This window comes from Caproicibacter fermentans (genome assembly GCF_014303955.1).
Lineage (GTDB): Bacteria > Bacillota > Clostridia > Oscillospirales > Acutalibacteraceae > Caproicibacter > Caproicibacter fermentans.
Window position 1 is genome coordinate 2,406,950 of sequence record NZ_CP060286.1, and the last position, 25,797, is coordinate 2,432,746.

Consider the following 25,797-nt stretch of genomic DNA (forward strand, 5'->3'; position numbering starts at 1 on the left):
GCGAAAACGGCGCCGCCGAAAAAACACACTGAAAAGAGAGAGGATTCACCGATGAAACTGGGTATTGTAGGACTGCCGAACGTCGGCAAAAGCACGCTGTTCAACGCGATTACCAACGCGGGCGCACAGGCCGCGAACTATCCGTTCTGCACGATTGAGCCGAACGTCGGCGTGGTCGCCGTTCCGGACAAACGCCTGGATCAGCTGGCGGAGATGTACCACCCGAAAAAATACACGCCCGCAACGATCGAGTTTGTCGATATCGCCGGGCTGGTGCGCGGCGCTTCCAAGGGAGAGGGCCTCGGCAACAAATTCCTCGCCAACATCCGCGAATGCGACGCAATCGTGCATGTGGTGCGCTGCTTTCAGGACGACGACATCGTGCATGTGGACGGCAGCATCGACCCGAAACGTGACATCGAAACCATCAACACGGAGCTGATTCTCTCCGACCTTGAGGTGCTCGACCGGCGCATCGAGCGCACACAGAAAATGATCAAGGCCGATAAAAAATATCAGGCGGAGCTGGATTTCTTCAAGCACGTCAAGGATGTTCTGAACGAGGGAAAGGCCGCGCGCACGGTCGAATGCGAGGAGGATCAGGCGGAGCTGCTCGCTTCCGTCGCCTTGCTTTCGAATAAACCGATCATCTATGCCGCGAACATGAGCGAAGGCGATTTTTCGGCGGGCGTGGAAAAGAATCCGTATTTTGGGGTGGTAAAAGAATTCGCCGAAAGCGAGCACGCGGGCGTGCTGCCGATCTGCGCCGAAACAGAGGCGCAGATCAGCGGCTTGGAACCGGAGGAAAAGGTGCTGTTCCTTGCCGACATGGGACTCGATGAGTCCGGTCTGGACCGCCTGATCCGCGCCTGTTACTCGCTGCTGGGGCTTATCTCGTTCCTGACCGCCGGGGAACCGGAGGTCCGCGCGTGGACGATCCGGGAAGGGACCAAGGCCCCTCAGGCCGCAGGTAAAATCCATACGGATTTCGAACGCGGATTCATCCGCGCGGAGGTCGTCGCTTACGACGACCTGATCGCCTGCGGCTCCCTTGCCGCCGCGAAGGAAAAAGGGCTTGTCCGTAGCGAGGGCAAGGATTATGTGATGAGCGACGGCGACGTGGTGCTGTTCCGCTTTAACGTCTAAAATCCGGGACGCAAATCGTCTTTCGCGCTACGCGGCCTTGAGTATTAGAAACGAAAAGAAACAAATTTGGTTCTCAACTTTAGAACCTTCAACTGAAGGTTACGGGGCACTCAGCCCCGGGATTAGGCCAAGTGGGGCCAAAAGCCCCAATATTTGTATGAAAAACAAGGAGAAACCGGATGCTGAAAATCGGCTGCCATCTTTCCGCCGCGAAGGGATACGCCGCGATGGGCCGCGACGCGCTTTCCATCGGCGCAAACACGTTTCAGTTTTTTACGCGCAATCCGCGCGGCGGAAAAGCCCGCGCGCTCGACCCGGAGGACGAAAGCAAATTTCTTTCTCTGATGCGGGAAAACAGGATGGGCCCGTTTGTCGCTCACGCGCCCTATACCATGAATGTCTGCTCCGGCGACGAAAAGACGCGCGCGTTCGGGCGGTCGGTTCTGGCGGATGATCTGGAGCGGCTGGAACGCCTGCCCGGAAATTTCTATAATTTCCACCCGGGCAGTCACGTCGGGCAGGGCGCGGAAGAAGGCATCCGTATGATTGCGGACGCGCTCAACGAAGCGCTCACGCCGGAGATGAACACCACGGTTTTGCTCGAAACCATGGCGGGCAAAGGAAGCGAAGTCGGCCGCAGCTTTGAAGAGCTGCGCGCGATTCTGGACCGGGTGGAACTTTCGGAGAAAGTGGGCGTTTGCCTGGATACCTGCCACGTGTTCGACGCGGGGTACGATCTTGTCGGCGACCCGGACGGGGTGCTCGCGGAATTCGACCGCGTCATCGGTCTCGGGCGGTTGAAAGCCGTCCACCTGAACGACAGCAAAAATCCCCTCGGCAGCCGCAAAGACCGCCATGAGCTGATCGGCAAAGGGCAGATCGGGTTCGGGGCTCTGCTCCGTTTCGCGCGTCATCCCGCCGTGCGGGGCCTGCCGCTGATTCTGGAAACGCCGAACGACCTTTCCGGCCACGGGCGGGAAATCGCGGAAATCTCGCAGGAATGGGAAAAGCTCGACAAATCTTTGTAATATTTATACTTTTCTATACAATTTGTATCTTTTCAGCCCTGTTTCCAATCAGCACGTGAGCCTCCGGAGTTTTTCCGGGGGCTTTTTTACAGGCCGCGCAGCAGCCTTTCAACCTCGGCGCCGATTTCTTCGTCCGTGACCTCCAGGTTTTCCTTATCCCCTTTGCGGCATAAAGACTGAAAGACAGAGTATTTGTATTTCTCCGTTTTTTCAGTCAGAAGGATGCCGCGCTCCGTTGCCGCCCGGTGAAAAATCTCCGTAATGCGGCGCTCGACGGCCTTTTCCCTGCGGTTTGTCTCCCCGAGGTCCAGCGCCTGGGGAAACGCGCGCAAAAATGAGTCAACCAATCCGTCCCGCCTGCTGAGAAACAGAAGCTCGTACCCGTCCCATGGGACGAGTTCCATCACCGCCTGCGGAGTCTGAAGCTCTAAATCCTCCTGCCAGTACCCCGGGCTTTGCCACTCGGGCAGCTCGTAAGTCTGAAGCTCGCGCACCGGAATTTCCTTCGGATAAGCGGAAAGCACGGCATCGATAAACGTGACGCGCCGCCGCGGAACAAACAGTTCCGTCAGCTCCTCGCCGGTGAAAAATACGCCCGTCCAGGATAACCGCTGTTTTAACGGTTCCTCGCGCGTGAAAAAATCGTGGTCGGTCACAACCCAGTTGTAATTTTTCTGCTCGTTTCCAATGGCTTCGAACAGCGCGGCCAGGTCTCCGCCGCCCAGATATTTTCGTGCGATTTTTGCCCCTTTCACCGCCAACAGCTCCTCGTTCCCGCAATTTAATTCTATTCTGGCATCCAGCGGGCAAAATTGCAAGAAACCGGATGAATTTTTCACGGATTTTGAATAAAAGCAGCTATGAAATTAAAAATATTAAAAATAAACTTAAAAATATTGATTTTATAATTGACATTTTTAAGAATAGTGATTATGATAGTATCAGATCGAAGAACGGAGGAAGATCGCATGGTATATTCGGCGCCAACCAAATGTTCCGTCTGCGGGTCAGAGCTGCAGATCACGCGCCTGACCTGCCCGAACTGCTCGTCGGAGATTACGGGAACGTTCGCTCCCTGCCGATATTGCTCGCTGGACGAAAAGCAAAAGCTGTTTCTCGACACATTTTTGAAATGCCGCGGGAATATCAAAGAAGTGGAACGCACGCTGTCTGTTTCGTACCCTACGGTGAAAAACATGCTCGAAGACCTGCTTGCGGCGCTGTTCCCGCAGGACCCGCCCGCACCGGCGCTTCCGGATACGCAGGAGGTGCTGGACCTTTTGGAAAAAAAAAAATCACGGCACAGGAAGCCGCCAGACTTCTTTCCGGTAAATAATCCGTATCAAAACAATTTTCAAGGAGGAATTCCTCATGAACGGCAATGAAAAAACCCGCATTTTAAACCTGCTTCGCGACGGAGCGATTACAACCGAGGAAGCGGAGCAGCTTCTCGACGCGCTGGAAAAGCGCGAGCAGCCCGAAGAACCCGCCCCGGAGCCGGTCGTTTTAAAAGACAATCGCGGCCGCAAGCCGAAAAAGCTGAGAATTCTGGTCGACAGCGACGAGGCGAATAAAGGCAAATCGAAAGTGAACGTCAGCATCCCCATCTCGCTGATTCGCGCCCTTGGCCCGATTGCATCCTCCAGCATTCCGAAAAAGACCAGGCTCGAGCTGGAACAGCAGGGCATCGATGTCGCCGCGATCCTTGCGGAAGTCGAAGAGCTGATTGAAAGCGGCACGGATGAAGATTTCATCAATGTCGATTCCGGCGACGGCGAGGGGGAAGGAAACTCCAAGGTAAGGATCTATGTGGAATAGGCCTGCAATGGTGCTGTGGGTTTCGGTGCGGATCCAGAATCCGCCCGGAAAACGCAGATTCGCGTTCGGCGTGCCTGTGCCGACGCTTCTGCTGTGCCAGTGGGCCGACATGGCGGAAGACGTGCTGACGGCGGCAAAGTGGTTCCCCGGCGTTCGAAACCGGCTGGATTTCATTCCGGCCGCCGCCATCGCCGCCGCCATCCGTCAAACCGCGCGGGAGTTCTCCCGCTCCGGCCCGACGGACCTTGTCGATGTGGACGTGGAAAGCCCCGGGGGGCACCGGGTGCAGGTGAAATGCCTGCTTCGCTGAAAGACGGTTTTCCGCCGGCAAACCGCATTCACCCTGTGCGGTACCGGTATCTGATTGATTTGGAGGGCAAAACAACAATGAAACTCTTTGTAAAGTGGCTGGTCTGCGCTGTTTCCCTGTTCCTGACTTCGCAGATTTTCCCCGGCCGGTTCGTCCTGTGGGGCGGACTTCCGGCGCTGATCGCCTGCGCCACCGTTTTGTGGGTTCTCAATATTTTTCTCCGCCCGCTGCTTCAGCTTCTGGCGCTGCCGTTTTCTCTGGTGACCTTCGGGCTGTTCAGCCTTGTGGTCAACGGGGTGGTGGTCGCTCTGGCGGCCGCGCTGATTCCGGGCATCGCGATCCACGGGCTGTGGGTGTGCGTCTTTATTTCGCTGCTGATCTCACTGGGAAACATGATGTTCGCGCACAAGGCCCGCTGAATAAAACCGGCCGGGGCCCGCGGCGGGGCGGACACTCTGCCGCGGCACGGCGGCCCGGTTTCATAGAATAAAAAACTGAATCACACTGGAAGAAAGCAAACCAGCGCGCAAAGCGAATTTTGCGCGGGAGCATCAGGTTTTATCAAAACGATAAAGCTGTCGGTTCGTGCGCCCTTTTTCAGACCAACATTCAGCCATTTTTCGGAATTTCTGTAAGTTTCAGGGCTTGTGAAACGTGTGCTGACCGGTCGGCGCGCGGCCTGTAACTCAAATTAGCAATTCCCCAAAAATTGAAAGGGTGAAAATAACGCATATGCAAAACAGTAAAAAATTATGGAATAAAGACTTTCTAATCTTATGGCAGGGGCAGCTGGTTTCGACGGCGGGCGACGCGGTTTACAGCATCGCGCTGGGGTTCTGGGTGCTCGCCGTGACCGGCTCCACCGCGATGATGGGCACGCTGATGGCGGCCTCCACATTGCCGGGCGTTCTGATTTCTCCGTTCGCGGGCGTTTTAATCGACCGCGCGCATAAAAAAAGGCTGTTTATCGCAATGGATCTGCTTCGCTCTGTGTGCATCCTGCTGATTGCCGGCGCGGCGTGGAACGGCGCGCTCCAGGTCTGGATGGTGTTCGCCGCCGGGATTATCCTGAGCCTTTGCGGCGCGGTGTTCAGCCCCGGGGTTCTTTCCTCCGTGCCCGACCTGGTTCCGCAGGAAAAAATCGCGAACGCCAATTCCGCGTTTTCCATCGTATCGACCGGCTCCAACTTAATCGGCAGCGTCGCGGGCGGATTTCTCTATCAGGCGCTGGGCGCGCCCGCGCTGTTTCTGTTCGACGGCCTGTCCTTCCTGTTTTCGGGCGGCTCCATGGGCTTTGTCAACATTCCGGACAGCAAACAGGTGAAAAAGGTCAGCTTTCTTCAGGATATGAAGGACGGCTTCCGGTATATGTGGCGCTTTCCCGGCATGCGGCTGGTTCTGCTGGCAGCCGCGATGTGCAACTTTTGTGCCTATATCGGCATTACGCTGATTCTGCCGTTCTGCAATAATTCTCCGGTTCTCGGCGCTTCCGGCTACGGCATGATCATGGGCAGTTTTATGGGCGGCTCAATGCTTGGCTTTCTTCTGTTTTCCATTGTGACGCTGAAACCGAAAAGCATCGTCCCTGCCTACCTTGCGGCATGTCTTGTCAGCAACCTGAGCTTCATCGCGGGCATTTATCAAAGCGCCGTGCCGCTCATGATTATTCTGGTTGCACTGGGCGGATTCGCAAACGCGCTGATTAACGTGCTGTTCATGGCGGCGGTGCAAACTTCTACCGCGCAGGAGATGCGCGGAAAGGTCATGTCGTTCATGATGATGACGGTGCAGGGACTGACCCCCATCGCGATGGCGCTGGCCGGTGCGCTGGGTGAAGTGTTTCCTCTGCGTGCCGTAATTTCTTCCGCGTTTGCCGTTTCTATGTTTTTCTCGCTGCTGATTGTCGCGAGCCGCTCTTCCCGTGAGTTTATCGTTCCAAAAAGCACGGCGCCCCGGGATGAACCGCAGGCGCCCGGCGCGTGTACGACCGAAGCCGAATCGGAAATCGCAGAGGAATGATTTCCCATTCCCGTGAATTTCCTGTTCCGCCCGCCATATAATAATAGAACACGGAAATGAACGGGAGCGGGAGAGAATTCGCTTGAAAACCATCCTGATTCGAATGAAGTCGCGCGCAAACGGCGGGGCCGCGCCGGAACGGCGCGCCCGGCGGAGGGAAACCCTGCTGGGCGCGCTGGTTCTGGCGGCGGCGCTCGCCCTGTTTGTCCTTTTGACGGCGGCGCTGTGCCGTCCGCTGGCGGGCATGCTTTCCGACCCGGCACGCCTGCGCGCCGTCGTTCGGCGTCAGGGTGCTTTCGGCGTCCTGACGGTCTTCGGCCTCGAGGTGGTACAGGGGTTCCTGCCGCTCCCGCTGGAAGTGACGGCGGTCGCGGCCGGTTATCTTTTCGGGCCGTTCGGCGGCTTTTTGCTGACGCTCGTTTCCGTCGTATGCTCTACCGCGCTGATTTTTACCCTTGCCAAGCTGTTTGGGGAGCGGTTCTTCCTTCTCTTATTCCCGCACGGGGAAAGCCCGTGGATTCTGCGCGACGAAACGGCGCGCCGCCTTGCCACATGGACCGTGTTTTTGATTCCCGGCCTGCCGAAGCGGCTGTTCATTCTTTCCGCCGCTTTCGTGCCGCAGAGGTTTTCACGTTTCCTCGCCATTTCCACGCTGGCCCGCGTCCCGGCGCTGCTCTTCTGCTCGTTCGGCGGGCACGCGCTCGGCAGCGGAAACTACGCGCGGGCGATTCCGCTGCTCTGCGTTGTCGCGGTTCCCGCCCTCGCGGCGTTTTTCATCTACCGCTCCGCCACCGCGCGGAAAAAATAGCTTCCGTTAAAATTTTATTGAATGAACATTATTCATTGACAAAACATCGCCGTTGTGCTATTCTGGTTTTATCCCGAAGGAGATGACGCAATGACGCGGATTACGAAAGAGCCGGAAGAGCGCAAACAGGAAATTCTGGACGCCGCAATGAAGCTGTTCAGCGAAAAAGGGTACGATAAAACCTCCATCAGCGACATTGCGGAATCGCTAAAGATCGCGCAGGGCCTTTGCTACCGCTATTTTGCCTCGAAAGAAGCCCTGTTTGAGGCGGCGATCGACCACTACGCCGACATGCAGGTCAGCAAGATGCTTCCGATTCTGTGCGACGGGAGCAAAACCCCGCGCGAAAAGATTCTTTGCTCGCCTGCTTACCCGCAGATCGAAAGCGAGGGGAGCGATTATTACCGCGTTTTTCACGGCGAGGGAAGCCGCCCGTTCCACGACCGTCTTTCTCTGCGCCTGTGTGAAAAGTTAACGCCGTTACTGGCGAAACAGCTGCAAAATGCGCAGGAAGCCGGGGAAATCCATGTGGATGACGCGCGCACGGCGGCCAGTTTTTTCATTTACGGGCAGCTCGGCATTCTGTTGTCGCATGACCTTGCTCCGGAGGAAAAATCCCGCCGCATTCGTCAGTTTCAGCTCAAGATGCTGGAATTGTTTTAACGCGGACGGATCCGTTCGGATCTATTTCCGCGCCCCGCCGGCGTGCATGCAGTTCCGCCGAAATAGAAAATCCTTTCGTTTTTGAAAGGTTTTTTTGCCATTTTGTTGAATGATATTCATTCATATAAATTTTCTTCTCCTAGAAAACCTTATTTGTATTTCGGAGGAAAGACGATGGTTCGCTTTTTGATGAATGGCGTTCATTCATCATCAATGCCTTTAACGATAGAATCCAGTTTCTCATTGGGTCCTGCGTTTCGGATACCGCCGCAGGGGAAGGGAATCCCCCGGCAACTCAGAAAGGAAGAATTTTGATGAAATCAAGGATCAATTTCGCGGAGGAAAAGACGACCTCCGGTCTGATGAAAATGGCGCTGCCGCTGCTCATGGCGCTGGTGCTGAACATGGCGTATAACCTGGTGGACAGTCTGTGGATCGGCAACCTGCTGGGGGAAAGCGCGATGGCGGCGCTGACCAGCTCCACCCCCATCATTCTGATTCTGACCGCGCTCGGGATGGGCGCTTCCAACGGGCTTTCGATTCCGCTCTCGCAGGCAATCGGCGCAAAGGACGAAAAGCGGGTGACGGCGCTGATCTCCACTTCGTTCATGGGATTTCTAGTCATGAGCGTTCTCTTAACCGGCCTGTGCGAAGGGTTCGCGGACGGGATTCTGCGCGCGATGAACACGCCCGCGTCCGTCTTCCCTCTGGCAAAAAGCTATCTTGCGCTGTATCTGCTCGCGCTGCCCGCCGATTACTTTTATCTTTATTTCACCGCCGTGCTGCGCAGCTACGGCAACACCACGCTTCAGGCGGTCTCCATTTTATTCTGCACCATTTTGAATGCCTGCCTTGACCCGCTGTTCATCCATTTATGGGGGTTCGCCGGGGCGGCCGCCGCAACGCTGCTTTCACAGACGCTTTCCATGGTGATTCTCCTCCTGTACATCGCAGGAAAAAAATTGTTTCACTTTCAGCTTTCCGCTGTTGATTGGAACGAGGGAAAACAGATTCTGTTCAAAGCCCTGCCCTCCGCCGTACAGCAGAGCATTCCCGCCCTAAGCACCGGCGTGCTGACCGCCATCGTGGGCGGATTCGGCGTGACCGCTATCGCGGCCTACGGCGTGACCGGAAAACTGGAAGTTATCCTGTTTTATCCCGCCATGGCGCTGAACATGGCGCTGACGACCATCACCGGGCAGTGCTTCGGCGCGGGGCGCGCCGACCGCGCCGCCGATTACACGAAAAAATCGCTGCTGTTCGGCTGTGTGCTTTTGGTCTTGCTGACCGTGCCGGTCGTAGGATTCGCCGGTTCGCTTTCCGGTCTGTTTTTAAACAGCGCGGACGTTGCGAAAATCGTCGCGTGGTATTTCGGCGTCATCGGCGTGGGATATGTGCTGAATACGGTGACAAACTGCATTCTCGGCACGATGAACGGATTGGGAAAGCCGGGCATGGGAATGGCGCTCATGATTTTCTACTATATTGTCATCCGGATGCCGCTCGCGTTTGTTCTGTCGCGGGGAAGCCTCGGCCTCGGCGGGGTCTGGTGGGCGGTGCTCGTCAGCCACGCGGTGGCGGCGGTTTCGGCGGCAGCTCTGTTTCGTTTCCTGTATATCCGCAACGAAAGAATGCAAGAAGCGGCGCGGAATTAGTCTTCCAATCCGCTTTGTTTCATGCGGTATAAGTAAAAAAGTATCTGAAGCGACAAAACCTCCAGCCAAAGATAACCAATTGACAGGGAAGGCGTTCTCGGGTAAATCAGGAGCAGACCGGCGCACTCGCAGACGACAATCACAATAACTATTCGGATTTCCTTTTTATTCATCCGCTGAAACGGCTTTGCGGCACATACCAGAAGAAAATAGAGCAGGGACAAAACAATGAGTCCGATTACAAGAAAAATCAACGTGACATCCAAATCGGAGAAAAAGGAAACAACGGACGAAACCTTGCCGTAATAACAGACTAGCAGCGTAAAGAAAAAAAGGTTGTAAAGAATAGCAATAAGAAAGGACAGCGCCCAGAGCGGTTTCACTTTCATTTTATCCTCCTCATGCGGAATGAATTCGGCGGTTTTATTTGGGGATCAGCCCCAGAAAGCAGGAAACGAACTTTTTTCTCCGCGTCAATGTTTGGCTTCCGGAGATTTGTAATAGATAGAATAGGCATACGACGCCAAAATGAACAGCGTCAGTCCGATAAATTGGCTGAGAGAAAGAACGATTGCCAGATAAACATCGACGAGAAAAGACAGAAAATGCCCGCCGGCGTGAAGTTTTGGATAACGAAGAGGTTTCTTCCGCGCCTTATATTGATAGAACTGAAAAAGAAAGACCACCATCGCAAGCAGAACCGCAACTTTTATCAGAACTGTCCAAACATTCTGGTTATTTTGGAGCGCAAGGGCTCGGATATTTTGAAAAACAGTCTGCATCGGACATCCCCCTTTCAACAATTCCCGGTATCTTTTTCAGTTGCCGCGTCTGTTCCGGTAATGTTTCACGATGGGGTATAGTCCCGCCGCCGCGCCAAGAATCACAAGATACAGAAATTCAGGCATGCGGACAAAGAGGGCACACCCAACCAGCATCAAAAAGCACCAAATTTCATAAAATACGTCTGTCTTCGGGTGTGGAGAAGAAGATCTTAGGGATACAATGCTCCATATTGTAATTCCTGCCGGCAGAAACAGCAAAACAATTTTCCAGCCGATGCTTCCATGATTCGAATTGGCCCAGAAAACGGCTTGCCTTACGTCCTCCCAATGGGGAGAAAACAAAAGTATATTCAACAGGGAAACGCACCTCCTTTTTTCCCGTCCCCGCAGGGAACGGACGGATATGAAACCCGGACATAATTTTCCAATTTGAAGACTCGATCATTTGCGGAATTCATAAGATCACAGGTGGAAAAAATTGAATCCTTCCTAAATAAAACACCGCGGCCCTCTGTTTTGTTACAGATTTTTTGAAATTCGGCACTTTTTCTCCCTCCGCGCGGCAGGCGATTCAGCAAAAGGGTTCCCGCCCGCGCCGCTACCGGATGAAATAAAAAATTAAGATTACGCAGTAGAAAGCGGAAAAAAGCCAATAAAAGAGTTGAATCCTTTTTGCGGTGCGATGTTGCAGCTTTTGATCGAAATACGATTCAAAACTTTCGTGAACACCAAAACAAACAGCCAAAGAAAAAGCATGAAAATTACAAAATCTTTCAAGACGGAATCCTCCTTTTGAAAAGATTTTATTTTCTCTCTATTAACAATAACACCCCGGCCCCCAGTTTTGTTACAACTTTTTTCAATTTTTTCTGTTATATATGGTTTCCGTATGACAAAATGGGAAAAAATTATTCTTTCTTTTTGATTTTTGCAATTTCCTTTGATTCATTTCTCACTTTAACGAATAAAAGTGTTGACTTGCATCCGAATCCATTTTATAATGGAAGACAAAATATTTCAAACGAAAGCAAGGGAGTGGTACGTTTGATCACCGGAGCCGAAATCATGGTCAAATGCCTTGAAAGCGAGCAGGTCGAGCTGGTATTCGGTTATCCGGGCGCTGCCATCTGCCCTTTTTATGATTCTTTGTCCCTGTCGAACATCCGCCATGTGCTGGTGCGGCAGGAACAGAACGCCGCGCATATGGCGAGCGGCTATGCGCGCGCTTCCGGCAAACCGGGCGTGTGCGTGGCGACCTCCGGCCCCGGCGCGACGAACCTGATTACCGGCATTGCGACCGCGTATATGGATTCGATTCCCTTAATCGCGATTACCGGTCAGGTTAACCAGTGGCTTCTGGGCCGCGATGTGTTTCAGGAAGCGGACATCACCGGCGCGTGCGAATCGTTTACAAAGCACTCGTACCTGGTCAAGAATATCGAAGACTTGCCGCGCGTGTTTAAAGAGGCGTTCCACATCGCCTCCACCGGGCGGCCCGGCCCGGTGCTGATCGACATTCCCACGGATGTGCAGACGGCGAAAACGGGTTCTTTCGTTTATCCGCAGAAAGCCGAAATCGCCGGGTACAAGCCCCGCACGCAGGGACACGCCGTGCAGGTCAAACGCGCGGCGGAAGCCGTCCGCGCGGCAAAACGGCCGCTGATCGTCTGCGGCGGGGGCGTGGTGAGCGCCGCCGCGCGGGAAGAGCTGATCTCCTTTGCGGAGGGAACCCGGATACCGGTCGTTTCGACCATGATGGGACTCGGCGTGATGCCGATGGACAGCCCGCTCTACCTCGGCATGATCGGCATGCACGGGCATGAAAACGCGAACCGCGCGATTCACGAGTCGGACTGCATCCTGCTCTGCGGGGCAAGGGTCGGCGACCGCGCCGTCAACGACCCGGAAAAAATCACGGAAAAAGCGACGATCATTCATATTGACGTCGACCCGGCGGAAATCGGGAAAAACATGGCGGTCAACATTCCGATCGTCGGCGACGTCCGCTTAGTGCTGAAAAGCCTTTCCCAGCAGATGGTTCCGGCCGGGGAGGACAGCGCCTGGACCCGGCGGCTGAAACAGGAAAGGGCGGAATTCGTTCCCCACGGCACCCCGCAGAACGGAACGGGTTTTGTCGAGCCGCGCTCCTTCTTCCGCGCGTTTTCGTCCCTGCTGCGGGAGGACGCGATTCTGGTTTCCGACGTTGGTCAGCACCAGATCTGGGCGGCCTCCAGCTTTAATGTGAAGCAGGGGCGGTTCCTCACCTCCGGCGGGCTGGGCACCATGGGGTATTCGCTGCCGGCGTCCATTGGGGCAAAGCTGGCAAAGCCGAACCGGCAGGTGATCTGCATCTGCGGGGACGGCGCGTTCCAAATGTCGCTGTGCGAGCTGGCCACCCTGGTGGAAAGCGGCGCGGAGGTAAAAATCATCCTGATGCAGAACACCAGGCTCGGCATGGTGTGGGAAATTCAGAATAAACGGTACGAGGGGCGCTGCCCCGCAACGCAGCTGACGGGGGACCCCGATTTCGTCGCGCTGGCGAAAGCCTACGGAATCCGGTCCGTGCTGGCGGATTCCAACGACTCCGCCGAACACCTTGCGCGGGAAATGCTCGAGGCCTCCGGGCCGTTTCTGCTGGTGTGCCGGGTCGATCCCTGCGCGCCGACGCTGTAAGGGAGGGAAAGCCGCATGAAACATACTCTTTCCGTTCTGGTGGAAAACCAGCCGGGCGTTCTGTCCCGCGTGGCGGGCCTATTCTCTCGCCGGGGATTCAACATCGACAGCCTTGCCGTCGGAACCACGCAGAACCCGAAAATTTCCCGTATGACCATCGTGGTCGACGGAGACGACTATATCGTGGAGCAGGTCGAAAAACAGCTGAACAAGCTGATCCCGGTCATTAAGGTCAAGGTTCTGGAACCCGGGTCGTTCGTCAGCTGTGAGCTGACGCTGGTCAAGGTCGCCTGCAAATCCAGGCAGCACGCGGAGGTTCTCAACGTCGCGCGGCTGATGGGAGCGGAAATCATCGATGTGGCGCCCTCTTCCTTAACGCTGCGCTTTTCGGGCGACGAAGAGCAGAGCCGCACGCTGCTGGGGCTGCTGACTCCCTACGGTATCCGGGAGGTTGTCCGCGCCGGGTCCCTCGCCATTGAAAAGGGCTCAGGCATGCTGAAAAAAAACAATAAGGAATAACTCTATTCTTTATTCATAAAAAATTCGCCGAAAGGCCAGGAGGAATGCAAAATGCCAAAGATCTATTACGAAGCCGATTGTGACATGAATCTGCTGAAAGGAAAGACTGTCGCGATTATCGGCTACGGCAGCCAGGGCCACGCACACGCGCTGAATCTGCACGACAGCGGGGTCAACGTGATCGTAGGCCTTTACGAAGGCAGCAAGAGCCGCGCCAAGGCCGAGGCCGCGGGGCTGAAAGTCCTCACTGTGCCGGAAGCGACCAAGGCCGCCGACATCGTCATGGTTCTGATTCCGGACGAAAAGCAGGCGGACGTTTATAAAACGGATATCGCGCCGTACCTGACGGAAGGAAAAGCCCTCGCGTTCGCGCACGGGTTCAACATCCACTTTCAGCAGATCAAGCCGCCGAAGAACATCGACGTATTCATGATCGCGCCGAAAGGCCCGGGCCACACGGTCCGCAGCGAATACACGGCGGGCAAGGGCGTTCCGTGCCTGATCGCGGTGGAGCAGGACTACACCGGCAAGGCGCACGACATCGGGCTTGCCTACGGCGCGGGGCTCGGCGCGGCGAGAGCGGCCATCATGGAGACCACGTTTAAAATCGAAACCGAAACCGACCTGTTCGGCGAACAGTGCGTGCTGTGCGGCGGCGTGACCGCCCTGATGAAGGCCGGGTTCGAAACGCTGGTCGAGGCGGGCTACGCGCCGGAAAACGCGTATTTCGAGTGCATTCACGAAATGAAGCTGATCGTCGACCTGATTTACCGCGGCGGCTTCTCGCTGATGCGCTACTCCATCTCCGACACGGCGGAATTCGGCGATTATGAGACCGGCAAGCGGCTCATCACCGACGAGACCAAGAAGGAAATGAAAAAGGTTCTCTCCGAAATTCAGGACGGCACCTTCGCAACCAAGTGGATCGCGGAAAACAAGAACGGCCGCGCGCATTTCAACGCCTGCCGCCGCATCGAAGCGGAGCACGAGCTGGAATCCGTCGGCAAGGAGCTGCGCAAGATGTATTCCTGGAACGACCAGCCCATCGACTGAGCAGGGTCAACGTTCCCTGCGCCCGCCGGCTGAAACGGAAAACAGAAGTTCCCGGAAACTAAAGTCGTGAACGTCCCGTCCGGACGGACGAAACATAAAATAAAATGGCCGCGCGGACGCTTCTGCATCCGCGCGGTCTTTTTGTCGGCGGCCCCGCCGTTTCAAAAGGACGGAGAGCCATGCTGCCTGCGGCACCTCTCCTGATAAGAGCGTGCCCAATTCTGCCTGATTCAAAGAACTCCTTTTCACGCGCTTTGCACTTTCCCGTCCGTCAAAACGGAAAAGCCGCCGGTACCGGGCGGCGTGCTCCCGCCCCCGCGGAGAGAATGGCGGCACGAAATTTCCGGGTTCCGTGCCAAAAAAATACGCGGGAGCGGGCGTTTCGCCCGATACAGGGCACAAAAAAGCACCGGTACGGAATTCTCATTCCATACACCGGCGCGCGTGAAAAGCAGGAATTTTTTTCGCCCCTTTTTTCCCGCTCTGTACAAAACAGGGGGAATGAGGTATAATATTACCTGCAAATGCGCGGTTTTACCGCTGTGTATGGAGGGTATGGCTCCGTATGCAGGGGGCGGGGTGTTCCAGCACCCTGTCCCTGCTTTGCACTTTTTTATGTGCCTTACAAGAAACAGTATACCGCTTTTTTCCATAAATTTCAACTGAAATTATTTTTTTGTTATTATTTTCTTTTGCTCTGGGGCTTGTAAGAATGCGGCTTTTGCCGCCGAAGAGCTGTAATTCTAATATTTATTTTGAGCCAAGTGCGCCTTAACCATAATTATTTCTTTTATTTTACACTGTCCTCAGGCCGGACAGGGACGCAATGTGGCTTTCCGCGCCGCAGAGCGGCATTTTTAATTTCTTCTTGGGGCCAAGTGCGCCTTAACCATAATTATTTCTTTTATTTTACACTGTCCTCAGGCCGGACAGGCCCCTACTTTCGTCCTCAAACGAAAGTAGGCAAAGGTTGATTAGGGGGGGAGCAGCGTGACGCTGCATCCAAAGTGTCGGTATGAAGAGCGGCGAGAGAAATGAAAGCCAAACATGATTCTTCAGCCGTGGACGCCGTAGGCGAGTAAGGGCCGGACGGCCTCCCCCTACACCCCCGGCACCTGTCAAGGAGCCCGCTCCAATTCTCCAGTGTAGTGCTTTTCCTTGACGGTTCCCATTCTTTCCCCGCGTGCTCATTGGAAGCACTCAGATGTTGTTCTTCTTGGGGCAAAGTGCCCCTTAACCCAAATTATTTCTATTAATTTACACTGTCCTCAGGCCGGACGGGCCCCTACTTTCGTCCTCAAACGAAAGTAGGCAAAGGTTGAGTAGGGGGGACTTCAACTTCCCGTCGAGGAAGGTACCTAACCGTCCCCCCTACACCCCCGGCACCTGTCAAGGGGCCCGCTCCAATTCTCCAGTGTAGTGCTTTTCATTGACGGTCCCATTCTTTCCCCGCGTGCTTAGTTAGAAAGCGTACAGGGAATCGGCAGTTGCTAAAGTTAACTGCTCCAGCGCATAGAGAATCCACAGGCGTAATAGCAAGTTTTTCTAAGATGAATGAGATCGGAATATCGACAGCTTGAGTCAAGGTGAGCTAACGAATTGCAGTTTGCCAAAAAAGAAGCAGTGGCTTTCACTCCGGAGCCCCCGTCGTCAATGAGAAGCAGAGTGCTTTGAGAACATTGCTTTTCCCTTTGACAGGTGTCGGGGGGCGTCGGGGGGGACGGTTGGAGCCCTCCCTACGGGAGTTTGAAGTCCCCCCCGACCCGTACTTTGCATACTTTCGTACGGGACCGAAAGTATGGGCCCGTCCGGCCTGAGGACGAAGTAAAAACAAGAAGAAATTATGGTTAAGGGGCACTTGGCCCCAAAAGAATTAGATTTCTTCGCTGCGGCTGCGAAAGACGCTTTGCGTCCCCGCCCGGTCTGAGGACAAAGAGAAAATCAGAAAAAATTAGGGTTAAGGGGCCCAGCCCCAAGATTAAATAAAGTTTTAATATCCAGAAGGAGGGCCTTGCAGATGAAATTCAAGGAATTGGGACAACCGGAGCATCCGGTTGTCATCCTGCTCCACGGCGGCGGACTTTCGTGGTGGTCGGTCGAAGGCGCGGCCCGTCTGCTCACGGACGAATACCGCGTCGTCATGCCAATCATCGACGGGCACGGCGAAGACGGCGGTACGGATTTTCTCTCCATTAAGGATTCCGCCGAAAAACTGATCCGGTTTATCGACCGCGCGTGCGGCGGCCGTGTGTTCGCTTTGTGCGGGCTGTCGCTCGGCGGGCAGATCGCGGCGGAGGCGCTCGCGGAGCGGAGGGACATCGCCGATTTCGCCGTACTGGAAAGCGTGCTGGTCCAGCCCGGCCACGACCGGGGCCGAACCGTTCCGGAACCCCTGATCCGGCTCTCTTACGGGCTGATGCGCTTCCGTTTCTTCGCCAAACTTCAGGCAAAAGCGCTTTCCCTGCCCGACGAGCTGTTTGAACCGTACTTCCGCGACACGCAGAAACTGACCCTGAATACCCTGATTCACATCCTGAAAAGCAACGGGGATTTCCATATTCCCGCATCTCTGAAGGAAACCGGTTCAAGGGTGCTGATTCTTGCCGGCTCCGGGGAATCCGCGGAGATGAAGCTTTCGGCGGGCCTGTTGAAAAAAGCGATTCCCGGCAGCCGCCTGATCATTTCGAAAGGCATGCGCCACGGGGAACTCAGCATCGCGCACTGCGGGGAATACGTTCGCCTGCTGCGGCAGTGGTTTTCCGAGCTGCCGGATGAAGAAGGAGGTTCCTCCACATGAAGTCCAGGTGGCTGTTCCTCCTCCTCTTCGTGATCAGCTTCTGTTCCCTCCTGATTTCTCTGGCCCTATTTTGGAACCAGGGGATTTTTGCGGATGATTACAACCTCAGCCCGGAGCTTGTCTGCGGCGGGGGCTTCTGGAACGGCATGGATTGGCTTCGCCTGGTATTTCTGTTTCTCCTTTGCCTGCTCTCCGGAGATGGAACGGTCAGCAAGAGAAAAAATTATTGATAATAATTCCTATTATTATATTGACTTCCGCGATCCCTGTGCTATAATAACATCACAGAAAGAAATCAGATCCGGTTAAAGGAGGAAATTAACATGGAATTAAAGGGAAGCAAAACGGAACAAAATCTGATGGACGCATTCGCGGGTGAATCGAAGGCAAGAAACAAATACACCTACTACGCATCGCAGGCGAAAAAGGAAGGCTACGAGCAAATCGCCTCTATCTTTGAGGAAACGGCCAACAATGAAAAAGAGCACGCGAAGCTCTGGTTTAAATATCTTTCCGGCGGCGGAATCAAGACCACCGCGGAAAATCTTCTGGACGCGGCTGCCGGGGAACACTATGAGTGGACCGATATGTATGAAAACATGGCGAAAACCGCCGAAGAGGAAGGTTTTAAAGAGATTGCCGCAACCATGCGCCTGGTGGCCGGCATTGAAAAGACCCATGAGGAACGCTACGCGAAACTGACCGGCAACGTAAAAGACAACCTTGTGTTCCAGTGCGGGGAAGAAACCGTTTGGGTCTGCCGCAACTGCGGTTACGTCTATGTCGGGAAGACCGCGCCGAAGGTTTGCCCGGCCTGCAAACATCCGCAGTCGTTCTTTGAGCGCAGGGCAAATAACTACTAATTGTAAAATATATCTAATATATTACAAAACGGAAAGCGTTTTTACATGCTTTCCGTTTTTTCATAACATAATATTTGTTTTTCCGGTTTCCGTATTGAAATGCGGCACGGCCGATGCTAGACTTTTGCTAACCCGCATCGTTCCCACACGGATACCGGCGCAAAACTGTTTATCGTGGACTAAATCGCGTCCTCCGGCAGACGGTACGGCTTCGGCGCGCCTTCCCGCTCCAGGAGCAGCTCCGGGATATTGACAATCATTTCGCGGTAATCCAGCCGGTGCTTTTTGCCGTGCAGCAGTAGGACGGCGCGGATATAATTTTTGCCGTAGCGGGAGCAGAACCGGTTCTCCCGCAAAAGCTGCTCCAGATAACTTTCCATATACAAAATACCGCCGCGACTCTGATCGTCGTTCAGCAGGGGATAATCCGGGAATCCGGTCAGCGCTCCGTTTTCATGCGCGGCGTATTCCGGGTCGTAGGTTTTGAAAAAACCCGGAATCGCCCCGTCCAGCGTTTCGTTGTACGCGATCAGGTCGGTGGGAATTCTTGTGTTCAGCACCTGACGGTAGAGAAGCTTCAAATCCTCCGTCATGCTCTTGACCCGCTCGGCTCCCCGGCGAAACAATTCCGCCGCCGGAGTTTCGCGCAGCGCGGCGGCGGGGTCCGGCCTTGCGGAAAGCTCGACCGTAACGCAGTACAGCATGGATTCCAGAACCTTTTCGGCGGTTTCCGATAAAACGGAGCTGCTTTCCCCGGCGGTGTACCGCCCAAGCTGCTCCGAAAGCGCCCACAGCATTTCTTTTTGGAACCTCTTCGATTCCTCCGCGCTCAGCCCGGCGCGGGCCGGGACGGATTCATTCATCATCCGGTTCCTCCCCGTCTTCGTTTTCCTCGTCCTCCGCGCCGAACAGCAAAATCCCGCGCAGCTGCTCGATTTCACGTCCCCGGAACATTTCCAGCGAGCCGCGGTAACGGTATTCAAAGCAGTCAAACAAAAAGTCGATCAGGTCGTCGTCCGAAAATCGGTCCTCAGTCTCGTTTTTCAGCTGAAAAAACGCTTCGAGCAATTCGTGCAGCACCGGGGCATAATCATATTGGTACAAATAGCGGGACCGACTGAACGTCCGGATGATTTTTTCAATCACGGGGGTGCCGAATTCCACGCGCCCGCTCGCCTCCAGCGCGATCCGCCGCGTTTCGGCCAGCGCCAGCGCGTCCTCCTGCGTCAGTTCCAATCCATACTCCTGCGTTTCCTCGTTCAGCGCAAGCAGTTCACGCGCCGTATCGGCATCGGCCAGCGCGGACGGCTTCAGCAGGGACGAAAGCTGAAAATCCACAATTATTTCCCCTTTTTTTAAAAAAGTATTGACAATCCGTTTGATTTGTGTTATGGTATATATGTAGTAGTTTAATAAAATGCTGTTTTTATGTGTCCTTACAGTATAACATCAGCCGGCGTCCCTGTCAAGGGAGCCGGCTTTTTATTGTTGCAACCTGAAAACTCCCGGCTGTGCCGGGAGTCCAAAAAAACTTTCGCGATGAGCAGCCGGTAAAGCAGGGCTTTGCCGAGCACTAATTATGAACAATTTGTAAATATTTGAAAAGAATTATGAAAATTTGATGAAATTGTCCGATAAGAAAATATAGAAGATTTATTAAAATTTACAGGAGGACTAAAAAATGAAAAAGCTTGTTTGTATGACGGTTTCCTGTATGTTTATCCTGTTTTCCGCAACAGGGGCGTTCGCACAAACAATGTCAACTGTTCAAACAGAAGATTCTGGCCAACAGGTCTCCAATGTTCTGCACGTCCAGAAACATGAAAATTCCGACGGTATTTCAAAATTAACAGTGGATACTTCTAAATCAATCAAATTGACTGACACCAAGCGAAGTAATGGAGAAATGGCAACAAATTCAATATACACATTTACTGATCCTGTCTTCAACACAACCGGCACATTAACCTCATCAAATACATACGATTTGTATCTATTCAGCACAACACAGGATCGTTCGGCATTTCTAAAAATAAATTCTGATAATATAAATTATATTGCTATGGTTTGTACTGTCAGTAATGGAACCGCATATCCCACGAATTTTTACACCTCTGCCAATGCCGGTGCTTACTTCACAACGTCTTTACCTGCCGGTAGCTACGCTTTATATGTTTTTTCAAATGACGGGTCGATCGGAGACAGCTACACTCTTATGTGGAATGGTTCTAATCCTGCCAATTTTACCCGAATTATTAAGATGAACGATAATTTAACAAGTTGCTATCTTTACTATTCCAATTTAAAAACAATTTACCTGGATGGTGAGGATTTAGCCAGTACAGCTGGGTGGCAAAGGGTTTTCAGCCTGACAACAGACAGTGGATATATTTACGAGGAACAAAATATTACCGATCCGGTGATTACTGGCATGAGTTTAGGCAGCTATGAAACCGTCGTCCATCCTACCACAACTGATAATAGAACTCCAAAATACACCATTCCCAATGCTCTTTTCATCAGCATTGGCCCCGGCTCAAAGTGGCAGAAATATACATCTGTTTATCAGAATGGCGGCCCTTTGCAATCAGACCCTTATGATGTTCGAGGTTTACAGACTCCCAGGGATATTGACTCCACTGACGTCAGCCAATATTATTACGACTATCAGGATCATGATAAGCATTATCACTGTTTCTGTTTGGTATACGATCTCGATAAAAACAGTTTTCTGGATTTTTGCAGCACATTGAACGGTTTTTACAGCAGTCAGTCCACGGCAAACCATGAAGAAGTTAAAACAATGTCAATAACGGAAACTTTGTTTTAAAAAAAGCGATTGGAGTTTTAAACCCATGACTATTTCACACGACATCAGCAGTCTTTTTACCCCTTACCTGCAGCCCGGGCAAAGCTGGAGCACGATGACGGCCCAGCAAAAACAAGAGGTCATGGACCGAATACCAACCGCGAAAAACACGGTAAAGCCGACCGTTGCGAAAGTGGAGGTGCAGCACAGCGACGGGCTGTACGGAGCGGGAGGAAACGGATATATCAGTTATAACGATTACATTGCGCTTGACCTTTCAGACGCTTACCTGTGGCTTGGCTACAAAGAAAACGACGCGGAAACCCTAAAAAACGCCGTACTCGCCATGCAAAACCGGGAACAGCTTGCGCAGAATTATTCCTCTTCTACGTATCCGGAAGATCCATCGTATCTTCGTGAAGAAAATACGCAGTGTGCGGGTGTCATACGAAAATGGATTATAAACGAATGTTCGACCCGTTACCTTCCGGAAGCTCTGGACAGTCCAACGTACCTTCTTACGGAAAAAGCCGGCTACACGCAGCAAAAAGCAAACCAGTGGACTTATCAGGCGCTGACCAAAATTTATTCCGCCGTTACCCCGGAACAGCTCGGCCTGCAAGGGCTTTCGGACATGACCGGCAGCCAGATGATAGACGCGCTGAATCAATTTGAGAGCACCATCAGCGGCGTCATGGACCAAATTTCTTCAATGTTCACCGGGAAAAGCGGTGGAGAACAGCTGACCTGGACTGCCAAAGCAGATTACCAGCCGGAAACATTAGACAACGATATTATTTCCCGTTATGGAGAAGAATATGGACTTGAAAAAAAGTATCTCGGAATCGACAAAGTTACCACCGACCTTGTCGACCCGCCGGAGTGGATGCTGCATATGTTCGACTGTATGGATGTAACTGTGTAGCAGCCCTTCGGTGTGAAAACGCCCAAAGAATTTTTTCCCAGGCCGGAGTCCCTGTCAGGGGAGCCGGCTTTTTATTTTTGGGAACAGGTGAGCTCAACCTGATTTCCCTCGCTGTCCAGAAATTCCAGAACCTGATTGTTTCCGATCACCGTCAGGGGAAACACGATTTCAGAATTCAGCTCTTCCAGTCTTTCCAACGCCGAATCCATCCTGTTCACCGCCAGACTGGGCAAACAGCTGTTTCCCCACTGATGGGGTTCCATCCTCTTTTCATGGGCGAACAATCCGTAGCGAAAGCCGTCGATGTCAAACACACTGTAAACCGGATCTTTTTTCGTAACCTTTTGCCCCAGCAGGGTTTCATAAAAACGGATCGCCCGTTCCATATCCTTTACGCAGACATAAAGTGAAGACAGATGAAATGATAAACTCACGACAAACCCTCCAGAATTTGATTGAAAGAACCGCTTCCGCGGCGGGCCTCGCCCGAATCCGCCTGCCATTTGATTTTGTTCCACGGGAAACACCCGTTTGCCGCGGCAAACGCGCAGCCGATCACGATTGGCAGCAGACGGCCTTTTTTTGAAATTCCACATTCTTTTCCTTACGGATTCTGTTTCTGATTGTAGCACCGGACCGGCGGCTTTTCAAGCGCACACAGACAAAGGGGCGGCATGCCTGAAATGGCGCGCCGCCCCTTACTTTGTATTTGTTCTTGTCCGTCAGGACACCGCCTTGCCGCTTTCCAGCGCGGTAATTCCGGCGGTGACCGAATCCATGTCGTCCTGCGTGACAATACCGAACACCTGGCCGTTCACAACGGCGGTGTAACGGCGGTCGCCGCTTTTGTAAAACTCAAAGGTATCCGCCGCGCCGTCATAATACTGGAATTTGACGGTCAGGACAGGCTGCCCGGAGGGTTTCTCCTCCGCGTTTTCCAAAATATTGATATTCACGAGCTTTACAAAGAAATTTCGGAAGTTTGTATCATAATCGAGCGCTTTTCCGCCGTTGCCCGTCACCTTGTAATTGTAATAGGCCTTGTCTTCGGTGGACTGCTTTTCGTCCTTGGTTCTTGTAACGTTCAGCACATTTTCACCCGAGCCCGCGTCAACCGTGATGGATTTGACCGACTCGATATTTGCGCCCACAAGCTGTTTATCGCGCAGATCAAACAGGTTCCCCAGCGCCCACGACTGAATGCTGGTCGAAGCGACCTTATAGACCACGTTGACCCCGCCGAGCATCACATAGTAGTCGGCCCCGTCCTTTGCGCCGGCGGTAAGGGTATAATCGGCGCCGTTAACCGTGTACTTCACCACCGCCGTCGGGCTGTCGAACCCGTATTTTTTCAGCGCGTCCGCGTCCGGGTTGACCGCCTCCACCGAATCCGCCGTCAGAGTTGCAAGGTCGGTTTTCAGACTGTCAAGCTTGCTCGAATCCGCCGTGTAGTTGGCCGGGGAAGAGATTTTCAGGCCCGTTTGATATACCGAGAACGTGATCGGCTTTGGATAGTTTGATCCGCTCAGAGTGATTTTTGTAAAGTTGTTCTCACTCGCCCCCGACGCCGACGACGCGGCGGTATTATTGACGGCGAGAATATTGGTGCTGACAAAATAGGTCGGGCTTTCCAGCAGTCCCTGGTCGACCGAAACGATATAAACATGGTCGGAGTCCAGTCCGCACATATAATAGGAGGCGGAATCCGTCGCGGAGGCGCGGCCGATTTTGTAATCATAGCTGCTGCCGTCCCTGAACTGAACCTTGACGGTCGCCTGCGGATTTTTCAGGCCGTATTCCTCCAGATTGCTGACGGTGCCCAAATTCTTGCTGGCAACCAGACTGAATCCGTTTTTCACGACGGATTCCGTCGAGGAGGTATTGATCGGGCAGCCGCCGAGCTCCTTCACGGTATAGGTCGGTTCGGTGCCGCCTGACGCCGCCGAGGAGGACCCGGAGGAAGCCTTTGAAGAAGCCGCCGGGGTTTTCACCGGAACCAGCGTATAGCTGCCCTTTTGATTCACCACGTTCATGGAAACAACATCTTCGCTCTTTTTCGAAACCAGCTCGATGCTGGCCGTGGAAGAGACGGACGAGGAGGCCGCCTGATCGTTGCCGGTCAGTTTCAGAGTCAGCAGCGCTCCGCCGAGAACGGCGATGCACACCGCAACAATAATCAAGTTCCTGATGTTGCTCCTCATCCTTACAGATGCCTCCTCTTATTGTATACCCAGATTCCGAGAACCGCGACGATCAGCGGGATCAGGAGGACGAACACGCCGAGGCCGAGGAACGTGCTGACCTGGGACGTCATCGTGATATCCTGCGCGTTCAGCGGCTGTGTGGTAAGCTGTACCTCGCTGGAGGAATCGGCCGTTCCGGTCGCATATTTCGCAAGGTCCACCATATAGGTCCCGTTGCCGAACGCGCTGGAGTTGATGATCTGGCTGGTAAACAGCGAGGAGCCTCCGACCGCGATCACGTTCGCGTTGTAGTCCTTATCCCCGTTTTTCACCGTTTCCTGCGAAAGGGCGGCGGTGTTGCTGGCCTGTTTCGGCAGATTGTCCGTCGATTGGGTGCCGTTGTCCACCAGGTAACAGGAATCGGAGCTTTTCGCGAGCGAATAGGTGTGTTTGCCGCCCTTGGTTTCAAACAGAAGTTTGACCGGGCAGGACTGCGGCGTGACGAAATAGCCGTAATCCGGCGCGCTGCCGTCGCTGGTCTTTTTAATCTGCAGATCGCTCTGAATATCGGAGAGAATATCCGAAGGGGTTGTTTGAAATGAATTTCGACTGGTCCGATTCCACAACGACCGCCTGCGGCACCTGAATGCCCCACTCTTCCAGGAAGGTGGCAAGCTTCGGCAGGGACGCCTGACTCGGCGAAAACGTCACCATCAGAGAACGGTCGCCCGCAAGAGTCTTGCTGCCGAGAAAATCGGAAAGCTTTTTGATCTCGTCGTCCGTGTAGTCGCGGGTCGGCAGGCCGAGGACGATCATCTGTGTGTTGTCCGGAATCGCGTCCGTCAGAAGATTAAAGCTCTTGGTTTCAAAGCTGTTGTTGTTCAGCAGCTTTTGATAGCCGGTCATGTCCTGCTGTTCGGCGTGGCCGGTGTCGAACGCCACAATCGGCAGCTTTTCGGAGGTAACCGCGTTCAGCGCGGAAACCAGAGCGCCCTCCACGTTCGAATACACCTGAGAGGAGGAATAATCCTGCGAGTACTGGATGTTGAACAGGTCGGAATACGTCAGCACGCGGTGACGCTTGTCGGTCTTGACAATCAAGTCGCCGGCGGTCAGGCTGTCGCTCTGGTACTCCGACGCGAAGGTCGGGTTCTTGTCAAGATCGATGTACTGCACCTGAATCTTCGAATTGCGCTCCGCCATTTTCGCGAGGAGACTGCCGACCTGACTGTATTTCAGCCCCTGGTCCGCGTAAATCTGGTCGCCCTCCACCTGCTGCTTGGTCGCGCAGACAGTGATGGTTGTCGCAAGGCTCACCTTGTCGACCGCCTTCAGGCCTTCGGATGAAAGGGAGTTCGAACCGGTCTTCGTCAGATCCAGATTGACGGACGGAAAACGCTCGCCGACGATTCCGACCAGAATGTTCAACAGAACCACCACGACGATAAAGCCCGCGGTAAACGCGGTGGAAATCGAACCGTGGCGGAATTTGCTGCTTTTGAAAAACTCGGAATGGTCTTTTTTTGGCTTGCCGCCGCCCTTTTTCTCTTTATCGGTCTTTTGGGAATCCTCTTTTTTCTCTTCCGGCCCCGGATTTTGCCCGGCGTCCGGGGTCTCTGTTTCGGCGGGGGATTCCTGCTGATTTTCAGCCTCGGCCTGTTGCGTCCCGGCGGCCTTTTCCTCGGGGATTTCTTCCTCCGGGACGGCTGCGCCGGTGCGCGGGTCTTTTTCCTGATTCATTTC

28 protein-coding genes are annotated in these 25,797 nt (G+C 53.8%); 18 read left to right on the top strand and 10 right to left on the bottom strand.

What is annotated here, in order from left to right:
* Positions 1-51 precede the first annotated feature (51 nt).
* Positions 52-1,146: a redox-regulated ATPase YchF gene (gene ychF / locus HCR03_RS11895; protein ID WP_156990330.1), complete on the top strand. Its 1,095-nt coding sequence runs from the start codon at positions 52-54 to the stop codon at positions 1,144-1,146.
* Positions 1,147-1,325: 179 nt separating this feature from the next.
* Entirely contained in the window at positions 1,326-2,174 is an 849-nt protein-coding gene (locus tag HCR03_RS11900) for a deoxyribonuclease IV (protein WP_187034363.1), read from the top strand.
* Between the two features lie 86 nt (positions 2,175-2,260).
* Here the strand turns inward: HCR03_RS11900 and HCR03_RS11905 are convergent, their stop codons facing one another.
* Positions 2,261-2,929 (bottom strand): hypothetical protein, encoded by a 669-nt coding sequence (locus tag HCR03_RS11905; RefSeq protein ID WP_187034365.1) that lies wholly within the window; start codon positions 2,927-2,929, stop codon positions 2,261-2,263.
* A 213-nt stretch (positions 2,930-3,142) separates the two neighbouring features.
* Here HCR03_RS11905 and HCR03_RS11910 point away from each other — a divergent pair, with 213 nt between their 5' ends.
* The 8 genes from HCR03_RS11910 to HCR03_RS11945 all read left to right on the top strand — a co-directional run bounded on the left by HCR03_RS11910 (position 3,143) and on the right by HCR03_RS11945 (position 9,447).
* A complete protein-coding gene (locus HCR03_RS11910; RefSeq protein WP_228724958.1) occupies positions 3,143-3,559 on the top strand; it encodes a DUF2089 domain-containing protein in 417 nt (138 codons plus the stop codon).
* Positions 3,546-3,992, top strand: coding sequence for an SHOCT-like domain-containing protein (locus HCR03_RS11915; protein WP_187034367.1), 447 nt, complete (start codon positions 3,546-3,548; stop codon positions 3,990-3,992). Before HCR03_RS11910 ends, HCR03_RS11915 begins: the two co-directional genes overlap by 14 nt.
* Complete coding sequence (locus HCR03_RS11920; RefSeq protein WP_187034369.1) at positions 3,982-4,302, top strand: hypothetical protein; 321 nt, start codon at positions 3,982-3,984, stop codon at positions 4,300-4,302. The genes HCR03_RS11915 and HCR03_RS11920 overlap by 11 nt, the downstream gene beginning before the upstream one ends.
* The gene (locus HCR03_RS11925; protein WP_156990327.1) at positions 4,287-4,721 is read left to right on the top strand and encodes a phage holin family protein; all 435 of its coding nucleotides are present in this window, start codon (positions 4,287-4,289) and stop codon (positions 4,719-4,721) included. Before HCR03_RS11920 ends, HCR03_RS11925 begins: the two co-directional genes overlap by 16 nt.
* A 313-nt stretch (positions 4,722-5,034) precedes the next feature.
* Positions 5,035-6,321 (top strand): MFS transporter, encoded by a 1,287-nt coding sequence (locus HCR03_RS11930; RefSeq protein WP_156990326.1) that lies wholly within the window; start codon positions 5,035-5,037, stop codon positions 6,319-6,321.
* Between the two features lie 82 nt (positions 6,322-6,403).
* Positions 6,404-7,129, top strand: a complete 726-nt coding sequence (locus tag HCR03_RS11935; RefSeq protein WP_187034371.1) for a TVP38/TMEM64 family protein — start codon at positions 6,404-6,406, stop codon at positions 7,127-7,129.
* A gap of 90 nt (positions 7,130-7,219) precedes the next feature.
* A complete protein-coding gene (locus HCR03_RS11940) occupies positions 7,220-7,792 on the top strand; it encodes a TetR/AcrR family transcriptional regulator (protein WP_066645535.1) in 573 nt (190 codons plus the stop codon).
* 314 nt (positions 7,793-8,106) lie between these two features.
* Complete coding sequence (locus HCR03_RS11945) at positions 8,107-9,447, top strand: MATE family efflux transporter (protein ID WP_187034373.1); 1,341 nt, start codon at positions 8,107-8,109, stop codon at positions 9,445-9,447.
* On the opposite strand, the gene HCR03_RS11950 is transcribed toward HCR03_RS11945, so the two are convergent.
* From HCR03_RS11950 to HCR03_RS11960, 3 genes are all read right to left on the bottom strand, one after another.
* Positions 9,444-9,836: a hypothetical protein gene (locus tag HCR03_RS11950; protein ID WP_187034375.1), complete on the bottom strand. Its 393-nt coding sequence runs from the start codon at positions 9,834-9,836 to the stop codon at positions 9,444-9,446. The genes HCR03_RS11945 and HCR03_RS11950 overlap by 4 nt on opposite strands.
* A gap of 84 nt (positions 9,837-9,920) precedes the next feature.
* A complete protein-coding gene (locus HCR03_RS11955) occupies positions 9,921-10,229 on the bottom strand; it encodes a hypothetical protein (protein ID WP_187034377.1) in 309 nt (102 codons plus the stop codon).
* 36 nt (positions 10,230-10,265) lie between these two features.
* Positions 10,266-10,586, bottom strand: a complete 321-nt coding sequence (locus HCR03_RS11960) for a hypothetical protein (protein WP_187034379.1) — start codon at positions 10,584-10,586, stop codon at positions 10,266-10,268.
* A 690-nt stretch (positions 10,587-11,276) separates the two neighbouring features.
* Between HCR03_RS11960 and ilvB the strand changes: the two genes are divergently transcribed.
* The 6 genes from ilvB to rbr all read left to right on the top strand — a co-directional run bounded on the left by ilvB (position 11,277) and on the right by rbr (position 18,137).
* Positions 11,277-12,905 carry a biosynthetic-type acetolactate synthase large subunit gene (ilvB, locus tag HCR03_RS11965; protein WP_187034381.1) on the top strand — a complete coding sequence of 543 codons (1,629 nt, stop codon included), beginning with the start codon at positions 11,277-11,279 and terminating at the stop codon, positions 12,903-12,905.
* A gap of 15 nt (positions 12,906-12,920) precedes the next feature.
* Positions 12,921-13,424: an acetolactate synthase small subunit gene (gene ilvN, locus HCR03_RS11970; RefSeq protein ID WP_187034383.1), complete on the top strand. Its 504-nt coding sequence runs from the start codon at positions 12,921-12,923 to the stop codon at positions 13,422-13,424.
* 51 nt (positions 13,425-13,475) lie between these two features.
* Entirely contained in the window at positions 13,476-14,477 is a 1,002-nt protein-coding gene (ilvC, locus tag HCR03_RS11975) for a ketol-acid reductoisomerase (RefSeq protein WP_066645510.1), read from the top strand.
* Positions 14,478-16,494: 2,017 nt separating this feature from the next.
* Positions 16,495-17,274 carry an alpha/beta fold hydrolase gene (locus HCR03_RS11980; protein WP_187034385.1) on the top strand — a complete coding sequence of 260 codons (780 nt, stop codon included), beginning with the start codon at positions 16,495-16,497 and terminating at the stop codon, positions 17,272-17,274.
* The gene (locus HCR03_RS11985) at positions 17,271-17,504 is read left to right on the top strand and encodes a hypothetical protein (protein ID WP_187034387.1); all 234 of its coding nucleotides are present in this window, start codon (positions 17,271-17,273) and stop codon (positions 17,502-17,504) included. The genes HCR03_RS11980 and HCR03_RS11985 overlap by 4 nt, the downstream gene beginning before the upstream one ends.
* A 93-nt stretch (positions 17,505-17,597) precedes the next feature.
* A complete protein-coding gene (rbr, locus tag HCR03_RS11990; RefSeq protein ID WP_156990315.1) occupies positions 17,598-18,137 on the top strand; it encodes a rubrerythrin in 540 nt (179 codons plus the stop codon).
* A gap of 179 nt (positions 18,138-18,316) precedes the next feature.
* Here rbr and HCR03_RS11995 read toward each other — a convergent pair whose 3' ends face one another.
* Together HCR03_RS11995 and HCR03_RS12000 are read right to left on the bottom strand one after the other, a co-directional pair.
* On the bottom strand, positions 18,317-19,003 hold the full coding sequence (locus HCR03_RS11995; protein WP_187034389.1) for a DUF6179 domain-containing protein: 687 nt from the start codon (positions 19,001-19,003) through the stop codon (positions 18,317-18,319).
* On the bottom strand, positions 18,993-19,475 hold the full coding sequence (locus tag HCR03_RS12000) for a DUF6323 family protein (RefSeq protein ID WP_187034391.1): 483 nt from the start codon (positions 19,473-19,475) through the stop codon (positions 18,993-18,995). The genes HCR03_RS11995 and HCR03_RS12000 overlap by 11 nt, the downstream gene beginning before the upstream one ends.
* Before the next feature lie 343 nt (positions 19,476-19,818).
* Here HCR03_RS12000 and HCR03_RS12005 point away from each other — a divergent pair, with 343 nt between their 5' ends.
* Together HCR03_RS12005 and HCR03_RS12010 are read left to right on the top strand one after the other, a co-directional pair.
* Positions 19,819-20,967: a hypothetical protein gene (locus HCR03_RS12005; RefSeq protein ID WP_187034393.1), complete on the top strand. Its 1,149-nt coding sequence runs from the start codon at positions 19,819-19,821 to the stop codon at positions 20,965-20,967.
* A gap of 25 nt (positions 20,968-20,992) precedes the next feature.
* Complete coding sequence (locus HCR03_RS12010) at positions 20,993-21,871, top strand: hypothetical protein (protein ID WP_187034395.1); 879 nt, start codon at positions 20,993-20,995, stop codon at positions 21,869-21,871.
* A 71-nt stretch (positions 21,872-21,942) separates the two neighbouring features.
* Here the strand turns inward: HCR03_RS12010 and HCR03_RS12015 are convergent, their stop codons facing one another.
* From HCR03_RS12015 to HCR03_RS12030, 4 genes are all read right to left on the bottom strand, one after another.
* Complete coding sequence (locus HCR03_RS12015) at positions 21,943-22,305, bottom strand: VOC family protein (protein WP_187034397.1); 363 nt, start codon at positions 22,303-22,305, stop codon at positions 21,943-21,945.
* A gap of 288 nt (positions 22,306-22,593) precedes the next feature.
* Complete coding sequence (locus HCR03_RS12020) at positions 22,594-24,072, bottom strand: DUF4340 domain-containing protein (RefSeq protein WP_187034399.1); 1,479 nt, start codon at positions 24,070-24,072, stop codon at positions 22,594-22,596.
* Positions 24,073-24,074: 2 nt separating this feature from the next.
* On the bottom strand, positions 24,075-24,680 hold the full coding sequence (locus tag HCR03_RS12025) for a hypothetical protein (protein ID WP_187034401.1): 606 nt from the start codon (positions 24,678-24,680) through the stop codon (positions 24,075-24,077).
* Positions 24,598-25,794 (bottom strand): Gldg family protein, encoded by a 1,197-nt coding sequence (locus HCR03_RS12030; RefSeq protein WP_187034403.1) that lies wholly within the window; start codon positions 25,792-25,794, stop codon positions 24,598-24,600. Before HCR03_RS12030 ends, HCR03_RS12025 begins: the two co-directional genes overlap by 83 nt.
* Positions 25,795-25,797: the final 3 nt, after the last annotated feature.